The organism is Ramlibacter sp., from assembly GCF_028291745.1.
Lineage (GTDB): Bacteria > Pseudomonadota > Gammaproteobacteria > Burkholderiales > Burkholderiaceae_C > Ramlibacter.
This window is the reverse complement of record NZ_JAQGNQ010000024.1, coordinates 40,473-51,579: the sequence shown is the minus strand read 5'-3', so window position 1 is coordinate 51,579 and position 11,107 is coordinate 40,473. Positions and strand designations below refer to the sequence as shown.

10 protein-coding genes are annotated in these 11,107 nt (G+C 67.0%); 8 read left to right on the top strand and 2 right to left on the bottom strand.

The window, feature by feature from the left end:
- Positions 1–1,400 (bottom strand): threonine ammonia-lyase, biosynthetic (gene ilvA, locus JWP60_RS03935; RefSeq protein ID WP_299786586.1); only part of this gene is annotated, 1,400 nt, incomplete at its 3' end.
- A 305-nt stretch (positions 1,401–1,705) separates the two neighbouring features.
- Between ilvA and JWP60_RS03930 the strand changes: the two genes are divergently transcribed.
- The gene (locus tag JWP60_RS03930; protein WP_299786584.1) at positions 1,706–2,170 is read left to right on the top strand and encodes an OsmC family protein; all 465 of its coding nucleotides are present in this window, start codon (positions 1,706–1,708) and stop codon (positions 2,168–2,170) included.
- On the opposite strand, the gene coq7 is transcribed toward JWP60_RS03930, so the two are convergent.
- The gene (coq7, locus tag JWP60_RS03925; protein WP_299786582.1) at positions 2,167–2,784 is read right to left on the bottom strand and encodes a 2-polyprenyl-3-methyl-6-methoxy-1,4-benzoquinone monooxygenase; all 618 of its coding nucleotides are present in this window, start codon (positions 2,782–2,784) and stop codon (positions 2,167–2,169) included. The genes JWP60_RS03930 and coq7 overlap by 4 nt on opposite strands.
- A gap of 315 nt (positions 2,785–3,099) precedes the next feature.
- Here coq7 and JWP60_RS03920 point away from each other — a divergent pair, with 315 nt between their 5' ends.
- The 7 genes from JWP60_RS03920 to JWP60_RS03890 all read left to right on the top strand — a co-directional run bounded on the left by JWP60_RS03920 (position 3,100) and on the right by JWP60_RS03890 (position 11,084).
- Positions 3,100–4,278, top strand: a complete 1,179-nt coding sequence (locus JWP60_RS03920; RefSeq protein ID WP_299786580.1) for a porin — start codon at positions 3,100–3,102, stop codon at positions 4,276–4,278.
- 84 nt (positions 4,279–4,362) lie between these two features.
- The gene (locus tag JWP60_RS03915) at positions 4,363–5,115 is read left to right on the top strand and encodes a DUF3047 domain-containing protein (RefSeq protein ID WP_299786578.1); all 753 of its coding nucleotides are present in this window, start codon (positions 4,363–4,365) and stop codon (positions 5,113–5,115) included.
- Between the two features lie 118 nt (positions 5,116–5,233).
- Positions 5,234–6,214, top strand: a complete 981-nt coding sequence (locus JWP60_RS03910; protein WP_299786576.1) for an ABC transporter permease — start codon at positions 5,234–5,236, stop codon at positions 6,212–6,214.
- Positions 6,214–7,437 carry a M20 aminoacylase family protein gene (locus tag JWP60_RS03905; RefSeq protein ID WP_299786574.1) on the top strand — a complete coding sequence of 408 codons (1,224 nt, stop codon included), beginning with the start codon at positions 6,214–6,216 and terminating at the stop codon, positions 7,435–7,437. Before JWP60_RS03910 ends, JWP60_RS03905 begins: the two co-directional genes overlap by 1 nt.
- Positions 7,438–7,488: 51 nt before the next feature.
- Positions 7,489–9,072, top strand: a complete 1,584-nt coding sequence (locus JWP60_RS03900) for an ABC transporter substrate-binding protein (RefSeq protein WP_299786572.1) — start codon at positions 7,489–7,491, stop codon at positions 9,070–9,072.
- Between the two features lie 115 nt (positions 9,073–9,187).
- Positions 9,188–10,099: an ABC transporter permease gene (locus tag JWP60_RS03895; protein WP_299786570.1), complete on the top strand. Its 912-nt coding sequence runs from the start codon at positions 9,188–9,190 to the stop codon at positions 10,097–10,099.
- A gap of 7 nt (positions 10,100–10,106) precedes the next feature.
- Positions 10,107–11,084, top strand: a complete 978-nt coding sequence (locus JWP60_RS03890) for an ABC transporter ATP-binding protein (RefSeq protein ID WP_299786568.1) — start codon at positions 10,107–10,109, stop codon at positions 11,082–11,084.
- The last annotated feature ends 23 nt before the right edge of the window (positions 11,085–11,107 follow it).

Here is an 11,107-nt window from a genome sequence, read left to right as displayed (position 1 = left end):
CCCACGTCCCCGCCCTGGTTCCGGTAATGGAACAGCGAGATATTCCAGTTCGGCGCCATGCTGTCGAGGAAGCGCATCAGCGCGCCGGGCCGCTCGGGAAACTCGAAACGATACAGCAGCTCGTCGTGCGCGAGCGCGCTCTTGCCGCCGACCAGGTGGCGGATGTGCAGCTTGGCCAGCTCGTCGTGGGTCAGGTCGAGGGTTTTGAAATCGTGCTCTTCGAACGCGCGCGCCAGCAGGCCCGACTCGCCGCGGCTGGCGATCTGGATGCCGACGAACACATGCGCTTCGCGCTCGTCGCTGACGCGGTAGTTAAATTCAGTGACGTTGCGCGGGCCGATCAACTGGCAGAAGCGCTTGAAGCTGCCGCGTTGCTCGGGAATCGTCACGGCGAACACCGCCTCGCGCGATTCGCCCAGTTCGGCGCGCTCGGCGACGAAGCGCAGGCGGTCGAAGTTCATGTTGGCGCCGCACAGGATTGCGGCATAGGTGGCGCCCCGGGTCTTGTGCTGCGCGACGTACTGCTTGATCGCGGCGACCGCCAGCGCGCCTGCCGGCTCCACGATGCTGCGGGTGTCGACGAACACGTCCTTGATCGCGGCGCACACGGCGTCGGTGTCGACCAGCATGAATTCGTCGACCAGCTCGCGCGTGATGCGGAAGGTCTCCTCGCCCACCAGCTTCACCGCAGTGCCGTCGGAGAACAGGCCGACGTCGGCCAGGGTCAGGCGCTCCTTGGCGGCGACCGAACGCATCATGGCGTCGGAGTCGCGCATCTGCACGCCGATCACCTTGATCTCGGGGCGCACGGCCTTGATGTAGCTGGCCACGCCGGAGATCAGGCCGCCGCCGCCGATGGCCACGAACACCGCATCGAGCGGCCCCTGGTGCTGGCGCAGGATTTCCATCGCGATCGTGCCCTGGCCGGCGATCACGTCCGGGTCGTCGAAGGGATGCACGAAGGTCAGCCGGTCGCGCTCGCACAGCTCGGTCGCGTGCGTGGCGGCATCGGAATAGCTGTCGCCGTGCAGCACGACCTCACCGCCCAGCGCCTTGACCGCCTCGATCTTCAGCTGCGGCGTGGTCACCGGCATCACGATCACCGCGCGCGCGCCCATCCGGTTCGCAGCCAGGGCGACGCCCTGCGCGTGGTTGCCGGCGGAGGCGCAGATCACGCCGCGCTGCAGCTGCTCGGGCGTGAGGTGCGCCATCTTGTTGTAGGCGCCGCGCAGCTTGAAGCTGAAGACCGCCTGCTGGTCCTCGCGCTTGAGGAGCACCTTGTTGTGCAGCCGCCGGCTGAGGTTGCGCGCGAGCTCGAGCGGCGATTCCACCGCGACGTCGTAGACGCGCGCGGTGAGGATCTTCTTGAGGTAATCCTGGGGCTTCAGCTCTTGGTTCATGACGGGCAAATCATAAGAGCCGCCACGCGCTGTACCCGGCCGCAAGAAAAAAGCCTCCGGACCTTGCGATCCAGAGGCTAAATCCACCAAAGGAGGAGGTGGAGGAGACAACCTTCAGGCCGGTTGGCAGGCGCCGGAAGCGGGCTTCCGGGGGGCTGCTTCGCCAGGCGGGCTTAGCGGAATCGCTATGCTGTGGGGGCAGTATAGCCCGCATTTTGCTGCAATGCACAAGGGGTGCGTTGCGTGCGTGCCGCAAGGGCGTCAATCAGGGGGTGCTGCAAGCCTTCAGCAAGGAAAGACAAACGATGGAATGCACGGTAACGTGGACGGGCGCGACGGACGCCCGCTCGGGAATGGGGTTCCTGGCGGAGACGGGCAGCGGCCACACGCTGATGATGGATGGCGCCCCCGACGAGGCGCGGCCGGAGAACGGCGGCCGCAATCTGGCGCCGCGGCCGATGGAGACGGTGCTGGCGGGCACCGGTGGCTGCACCGCCTACGACGTCGTGCTGATCCTCAGGCGCGGGCGCCACGACGTGCGCGGCTGCTCGGTCAAGCTCAGCGCTGAGCGCGCGCCGACGGATCCCAAGGTGTTTACCAAGATCCACATGCACTTCACCGTGCGCGGCCGCAAGCTGCCGTCGACCGCGGTGGAGCGCGCGATCGCGATGAGCCACGAGAAGTACTGCTCTGCCAGCGCGATGCTCGCGAAGACCGCGGAGATGACGACCAGCTTCGAGCTGCTGGAAGACGAGGCGGCTGGGGTCTAGATGTAGTGCGCGGTGGTGGTCATGACCTTGGCCGCCGCGCGCATGGCGAGCTTCACCGCGGCCGGCAGTTCGGCCGCGCCTGCGCCTTGCGCCTGCAGGGCATGCGCGGCTTCGTCGTCCTTCATCTGGGCGACGATCGCGCGGGAGGCATGGTCGGCCGCCGGCAGTTTCTGCAAGTGGCCCTGCAGGTGGGCCTCGACCTGCCGCTCGGTTTCGACGATGAAGCCGAGGCTCACGCCGTCGCCCGCGCGCCCTGCGATCAGGCCCAGGCCGAAGGCGCCCGCATACCAGAGCGGGTTGAGCAGCGAGGGACGCGCGCCGAGGTCGTCGAGCCGCGCCTGCGTCCACGCCAGGTGGTCGGTTTCTTCGCGCGCTGCGCGTTCCAGTTGCTCGCGCAGCGCGGAGTTGCGCGTGGCCATGGCCTGCGCCGTGTAGAGCGCCTGCGCGCACACCTCGCCCACGTGATTGACGCGCATGAGCGCGGCGGCATGCTTGCGCTCCTGCTCGCCCAGATGCGTGGCGTCGGCCGGCACCATGGGGCAGGGACGGCTGCTGCGCGGCTTGGCAAAGAGGGTGCGCAAGGCCTGGTCGACGGCCCCGAGGAAGCGATCCATGCGGACAAGTGTACGAGCGCAGTGCCCGCGCAGTTGCAGGACGGGTTCTCCATCGAAAATGGGGGATATTTCGGGATGCGGAAGCGGCGTCTTCTCTGTTGCGCGAGGCTCACTCGACCGTTGCCTTCCTGTTGTCGGTCAACAACGAAAGAGGCTCTCGCGGGCTAAATACTTTGCGTGCGAAATGGCCGTCTGGTGGAATAGCAACAACTTCCCAAAAGGAGGTTGGCCCGGGGACCGGTGGGAACGCGAGCGTGCCTGCATTCGAAGACCCATGCGCACCGGTGCCCTATGTTTAACCTTGGAGAAACTTGCATGAAAAAGTCACTGATTGCGCTGGCCGTGATGGCAGCTGCTGGCGCGGCTTCCGCCCAGTCGTCCGTCACGCTGTTCGGTATCGTCGACGCCACCATTTCGCACTACAACGCTGGCGGCCAGCACAACACGATCCTGACCAACTCGGGCTACAACAGTTCGCGTCTGGGCTTCCGTGGCACCGAAGACCTCGGCGGCGGACTGGCTGCTTCGTTCTGGCTGGAAGCGGGCTTGAACAACGACAACGGTTCGAACGGCACCACCAACACCAATAACACCCTGGGCGGTTCCACCGGCGGCGGCGGCCTGACCTTTGGTCGTCGTTCGACGGTCAGCCTGTCCGGCGGCTGGGGTGAAGTGCGCCTGGGCCGTGACTATGTCCCGACCTTCTGGAACACCACCCTGTTCGATCCGTTCGGCACCAACGGTGTCGGCACGACCATCGTCCAGAAGGCCAAGACGACCACGCTGGCCACCACGCTGGTTCCGTTCGCCACGCTGGCTGCCCCGACCCAGATTGCTGCGCAAGACCCGAATGCGGTTCGCGCCAGCAACATGATCCAGTACTTCCTGCCCGCGAACCTGGGTGGCATCTACGGCCAAGCCAGCTACGCTCCCTCCGAAGTGGCGAACGGCGGCAGGGCCGGCCGCTTTGCCGGCGCCCGCCTGGGCTACGGCGCTGGCCCGTTCAACGTGGCGGCCGCCTACGGCCGCACGTCGGGCTCCGGCGCCCTGCTGGCTGGTGCCGCTGCGCTGCAAACCATGCCGGACGTCAGCGACTGGAACATCGGTGGCCAGTGGGACTTCGGCATGGCTCGCCTGATGGCCGAGTATGACCGCACGAAGTTCAGCAACGGCTTCGGCATCACGCCCAATTCCAGCCTGAAGGGCTGGCTGATCGGCGCCTCCGTGCCGGTTGGCCCGGGTGAAATCCGCGCTTCCTACAGCCGCGAGAAGCAAGATGTCGCCGCCTTCTCCCCCCGTTCCAGCCAGTGGGCCGTGGGTTACGTGCACAACCTGTCCAAGCGTACCGCCCTGTACGCCACGTACGCTCGCCTGAACAACCGCGGTGGCGCGGACCTGGCGATCGACGCGTCGCTGCCCCAAGCCACTGCCGTCAACGGTGGCGTGAACGGCAACAGCTCCGGTCTCGACCTGGGCATTCGCCACAGCTTCTGATTTTCGAACCGGCCGCAAGGCCGGCGCAGAGAACAAGAAACTTGAAAAGCCGCCTTCGGGCGGCTTTTTTTCGCCTGGAAGAACATGAACACGTTGGGAATCGGGCGCCTTGCCGCCATCGCCGCTGTCCTCCTGCTGGCTGGCTGCGCCACTGTGCCGCGCGACAGCGACATAGCGGCTTCGCGCTGGGCGCAGCAATCGGGAGCCACGCATGCGGCCTGCCAGCCGTGGGTGCATCGCAGCTTTCCGGGCAAGAAGCCCAATCACTTCGCCTATGCCCGCATTGACGGGCGCGACACCATCGCCGTGCAGGCGGATTCGTCGGTGAGCATGCTGCACCAGGCGCTGCGCATCGAGCCGCGCGAGCTCGGACACGTGCGCTTCTCGTGGAAAGTCCCCGCGCTCATCGCGCAAGCCGACCTCGCGCTGCGCGAGCAGGACGACGCGCCCGTGCGCATCGTGCTCGCCTTCGAAGGCGACCGCTCACGCTTCTCGCCGCGCGACGCCGCGCTGTCGGAACTGGTGCGTGCGCTGACCGGCGAGGAACTGCCGTATGCGACGCTGATGTACGTGTGGGGCAACCGGCGGGCACCGGGTACCGTGCTGAACAGCCCGCGCACTGATCGCATCCGCCGCCTGGTGGTCGAGTCGGGTCCGGCGGGGCTGAACCAGTGGAACGACTATGAACGGGACATCCGCGCCGATTACGAACACGCGTTCGGCGAGCCGCCGGGCGCTCTGGTCGGCATTGCCATCATGACCGACAGCGACAACACACGTTCCCAGGCGCGCGCCTGGTATGGACCGGTTCGCCTGCTGCCGGTTGCGGCGCATTGAACACGGGGCGCTCGCCGGCGGCGCCAGCTGTCCTGAAGGCGCAAGCGTCAAGGAAACCCCGCGTGTCGGCACGCACCTTGCTCTGCTATCCTCGTTTTGCCCTGTCGCGCGACCACGCATGCTTGCCTTCATCCTGCGCCGCATCTTCCAGGCCGCCGTCGTCCTGGTGGCGGTTGCCTATATCGCCTTCCTGCTGTTCCAGTACGTCGGCGATCCCATCGTGTTTCTCCTCGGGCAGGACGCCAGGCCGGACCAGATCCGCGAACTGCGCGGCGCGCTCGGACTCGACCGCCCCTTTTACGTGCAGTTCTGGCACTTCCTGAGCAATGCGGTGCAGGGCGAGTTCGGCCTCAGCCTGCGCCAGGGTGCCAAGGTCTCGCGCCTGATCGGCGAGCGGCTGCCGGCGACGCTGGAACTGTCCTTGGTGGCCGCGATCGTCGCCCTGGCCGTCGGCATCCCCATGGGCGTGTACGCCGCGCTGCGCCGCGGCAGCTTCCTGAGCCAGCTGTTCATGACGCTCTCGCTGCTCGGCGTCTCGCTGCCCGTGTTCCTGATCGGCATCCTCCTGATCCTGGTGTTCTCGGTGACGCTGGGCTGGTTCCCCAGCTTCGGGCGCGGGCAGACGGTGGACCTGGGCTGGTGGACCTCGGGGCTGCTCACGCGCGACGGCTGGCACCACATCGTGCTGCCGGCGCTGACGCTGGCGATCTTCCAGCTCACGCTGATCCTGCGCCTGGTGCGCTCGGAGATGCTGGAAGTGCTGCGCACCGACTACATCAAGTTCGCGCGGGCCCGCGGCCTCTCCAATCGCGCGATCCATTTCGGGCACGCCCTGAAGAACACATTGGTGCCCGTGATGACCATCACCGGCCTGCAACTGGGCAGCTTGATTGCGTTTGCAATCATCACCGAGACCGTGTTCCAGTGGCCCGGCATGGGCCTGCTGTTCATCCAGGCGGTGACCTACGCGGACATCCCGGTGATGGCCGCCTACCTGTGCCTCACCGCACTCATCTTCGTGGCGATCAATCTCGTCGTCGACCTGCTCTATTTCGTGGTCGACCCGCGCCTGCGCGTGGCGCCGGCCGGAGGACACTGATGCTGGCACCCGCTGCCAATCCGCGGCTCGCGCACGCGCGGCCCTTCGCCCACATCGCGCGCTTCCATCCGGAACTCACCGCCCTGCGGCGCGAACTGCACGCGCACCCCGAGCTGGGCTTCGAGGAGGTCTACACCGCCGCCCGCGTGCAGGAGGCCCTGCGCCTGTGTGGCGTCGACGAGGTGCATGCCGGAATCGGCCGCACCGGCGTGGTGGGCGTGATCCATGGGCGCTCCAACACGGGCGGCCGAATGATGGGCCTGCGCGCCGACATGGACGCGCTCACGATGACCGAGGCCAACGACTTCCCGTGGAAGTCCGCGAAGAGCGGGATGATGCACGGCTGCGGCCACGACGGGCATGTGGCGATGCTGGTCGGCGCCGCGCGCTATCTCGCGGAAACGCGCAATTTCGACGGCACCGCGGTGCTGATCTTCCAGCCCGGCGAAGAGGGCTTTGCCGGCGCCAAGGCGATGATCGAAGACGGTCTGTTCCAGCGCTTCCCGGTGGAATCGGTCTACGCCATGCACAACTGGCCGGGCCTGAGCCCTGGCTGCTTCGGCATCCGCCACCACGCCATGATGGCCTCGGCCGACCGCGTGACGATCGAGATCACCGGCAAGGGCGGCCATGGTGCGCACCCCTATCTCGCGGTCGACCCGGTGCTGGTCGCCGCGCACATCATCACCGCGGTGCAAAGCATCGTCTCGCGCAACGTGAAGGCGGTCGACGGCGCCGTCATCAGCCTGTGCGCGATGCAGGCGGGCGACCTGCACGCGATGAGCGTGATCCCCGGCAAGGCAACGCTGGTGGGCACCGTGCGCACCTTCCGCCCCGAGGTGCAGGACCTGGTCGAAAGGCGCCTCAACGAGTTGTGCAGCGCGGTCGCCCTGGGCTTCGGCGCCACCGCGCAGGTGCACTACGAGCGCATCTATCCCGCCACCATCAACACGCCGCGCGAGACCGACTTTGCCGCGGACGTCGCCGAATCGCTGGTCGGGCCCGAGCACGTGGTGCGCGGCATGGAGCCCAGCATGGGCGCCGAGGACTTCTCGTTCATGCTGCAGGTCAGGCCCGGCGCCTACCTGCGCATCGGCCAGGGCGGCGAGGGCAGCTGCATGCTGCACATGACGCGCTACGACTTCAACGACGAGATCCTCCCGCTCGGCTCGGCGATGCACGCCAGCCTGATCGAACAGGGCATGCCGCTCGCGCTCGCCTGAGCACGCGGCTCTGCGCCTATACCAAGACATCATCCAAGAGGAGTTACGCACATGCCATTCAAGACCCGATTGCTGGTCGCCGCCGCCCTGCTGGCCACCGCTGGCCTCGCTCAGGCGCAGACGGTGCGCGTCGCCAACCAGGGCGATTCGCTGTCGATGGATCCGCACTCGCTCAACGAGTCGCTGCAGCTGTCCGTCACCGGCAACGTGTACGAGCCCTTGGTGGGACGTGCCAAGGACCTGAGCGTCGAGCCCGCGCTGGCCACCTCCTGGAAGCAGAGCTCGCCGACGGTGTGGCGCTTCGAGCTGCGCAAGGGCGTGCAATTCCACGACGGCACGCCGTTCACGGCTGACGACGTGGTGTTTTCGTTCGCGCGCGCCGCCGGCGAAGGCTCCGACTTGAAGAGCAACGTCAACGACTTCAAGGCCGTGCGCAAGATCGACGATCACACGATCGAAATCGAGACCAAGGCGCCGTTCCCCATCCTGCCCGAGCAGCTGACCACCACGTACATCCTGAGCAAGAAGTGGTGTGAGCAGAACCAGGCCACCAGGCCGGTGGACCGTCGCAAGGGCATCGAGAACGCGGCCTCCTTCCGCGCCAACGGCACTGGCCCGTTCCGCCTGCGCGAGCGGCAGCCGAACGTGCGCACCACCTTCGTTCGCAACGGCAACTACTGGGGCAGGATCGACGGCAACGTGCAGGAGGTGATCTTCACGCCGATCGGCAACGACGCCACCCGCGTGGCCGCGCTGCTCTCGGGGGAAGTCGACGTGATGGAGCCGGTGCCGGTGCAGGACATCGACCGCATCAACGGCTCGGCCAATGCACGCGTGCTGACCGGCCCCGAGCTGCGCACCATCTTCCTGGGCATGGACCAGAAGCGCGACGAGCTGCTGTACTCCAGCGTGAAGGGCAAGAACCCGTTCAAGGACCGGCGCGTGCGCCAGGCCTTCTACGAGGCGATCGACATCAACGGCATCCAGAAGACGGTGATGCGCGGTGCTTCCAAGCCCACCGGCCTGATGATCGGCGCCGGCGTCAACGGCTTCAGCGAAGAGCAGAACAAGCGCCTGCCCTACGACGCGGAAGCCGCCAAGAAGATGCTGGCCGACGCCGGCTATCCGAACGGCTTCGAAGTGACGATGAACTGCCCGAACGACCGCTACGTCAACGACGCGCGGATTTGCCAGACCGTGGCCGCCAACCTCTCGCGCATCGGCGTCAAGATCAACCTGGCCGCCGAGACCAAGGGCACCTACTTCCCGAAGATCCTGCGCCGCGACACCAGCTTCTATCTCCTGGGCTGGACGCCGAGCACCTACGACGCGCACGACGCGCTCAATTCGCTGATGGCGTGCCCGGATGAAGCCGGCGCCGGCCAGTTCAACCTGGGCGCCTATTGCAATCCGGCGCAGACGAAGTTGATCAAGGCGATCCAGTCGGAGACCGACAAGTCCAGGCGCGACGCGATGATCAAGGAAGCGATGAAGATCCACCAGGACGACATCGGCCACCTGCCGCTGCACCAGCAGGCGCTGGCCTGGGGCATCAGCAAGAAGGTCGACATCACGCAGCGGGCCGACAACTACATGCCTTTCAAGTGGATCAGCATCAAGAAGAGCGGCGCGTGAGCTTCGGATGTCATTGCGGGCTCCCCGGATCAGGTCCGGGGCAGGCTCCGCAATCCACGATCGCGCGCTGGGTGGAATGGATCCCGGGTCAAGCCCGGGATGACATGCCCTCGCCATGAGAGCAGCCATCGCCCGCTGGTTCGACAGCGACCTGGGCTACAGCTTCCGGACTTCGCCGATGGCGATGTTCGCGGCGGCCGTGGCCTTCGTCTGCGTCTTCAGCGTCGTCTTCGCGGCCTTCGTGGCGCCGCACGATCCCTTCGACCTCACCACCCTCGTGCTGAGCGATGCGCGCAAGCCCCCGGCGTGGATGGCCGAAGGCACCCGTACCTATCTGCTGGGCACCGACGACCAGGGCCGCGACATCCTCTCGGCCGTGATCTACGGCGCGCGCATCTCGCTGGTGGTGGGCATCGTGTCGGTGCTGCTGTCGGTGCTTATCGGCGTCACGCTCGGCCTGCTCGCAGGCTTTCGCGGCGGCTGGATCGATGCCTTCATCATGCGGCTGTGCGATGTGATGCTGAGCTTCCCTGCCATCCTCGTGGCGTTGCTGATCGCGGGCGTCGGCCGGGCGCTGTTTCCGAATGCGCAGAACTCGGTCGCCTTCGGCGTGCTGATCCTGTCGATCACGCTCACCGGCTGGGTGCAGTACGCGCGCACGGTGCGTGGCTCCACGCTGGTGGAGCGCAACAAGGAATACGTGCAGGCCGCGCGGGTCACGGGCGTGGCGCCGCTGCGCATCATGCGCCGGCACGTGCTGCCCAACGTGCTCGGGCCGGTGCTGGTGCTGGCGACCATCCATGTGGCCACTGCCATCATCACCGAGGCGACTCTCTCGTTCCTGGGCGTGGGCGCGCCGCCGACGCAGCCTTCGCTGGGCACGCTGATCCGCATCGGCAACGACTATCTGTTCTCGGGGGAATGGTGGATCACCATCTTCCCCGGGACCATGCTGGTGCTGATCGCGCTGTCGGTGAACCTGCTGGGTGACTGGCTGCGCGATGCGCTCAATCCGCGCCTGCAATGAGCGCGCCATGACCCTGCTGCAAGTCCAGGACCTGGTGGTCGAATTTCCCTCGCGCCGCGGCACGCTGCGCGCCTTGGACCACATCAACTTCGACATCGCGCCGGGCGAGATCCTGGGCGTGGTGGGTGAGTCGGGCGCCGGCAAGTCGCTGACCGGTGCGGCCATCATCGGCCTGCTCGAGCCGCCGGGGCGCATCGCCTCGGGCCGCATCCTGCTGGAGCGCGAGCGCATCGACAACCTGCCGTTCGCGCGCATGCGCCACATCCGCGGCCGCAAGATCGGCGCGATCTTCCAGGATCCGCTGACTTCCTTGAACCCCCTGTACACGATCGGTCGGCAACTGACCGAGACCATCCAGGCGCACCTGCCGGTGAGCAACGCCGAGGCGCGCCGGCGCGCGATCGGACTGCTGGAGGACACCGGCATCCCCGGTGCCGCGCAGCGCATCGACCACTATCCGCACCAGTTCTCCGGCGGCATGCGGCAGCGCGTGGTGATCGCGCTGGCCCTGGCGGCGGAACCGAAGCTGATCGTCGCCGACGAGCCGACCACCGCGCTCGACGTGTCGATCCAGGCGCAGATCATCCAGCTGCTCAAGCGCATCTGCCGCGATCGCGGCGCCGCCGTCATGCTGATCACGCACGACATGGGCGTGATCGCCGAAACCTGCGACCGCGTGGCCGTGATGTACGCGGGGCGCGTCGCCGAGATCGGCCCGGTGCACCAGGTGCTGCACCAGCCGGCGCATCCCTACACGCTGGGGCTGATGGCCTCGATCCCCGACATGGAGTCCGAACGCGAGCGCCTGAACCAGATCGACGGCGCCATGCCGCGGCTGAACGCCATCCCGAGCGGCTGTGCGTACAACCCGCGCTGCCCGCGCGCCTTCGAGCGCTGCACGCGGCAGCGGCCCGAGCTGTTGAATGCAGGCGCGACGCATGCCGCCTGCTGGCTGCACGATGCGAATGCGGAGATGGCGGGATGAGTGGCGTGCTCGCTGGCCCTCAC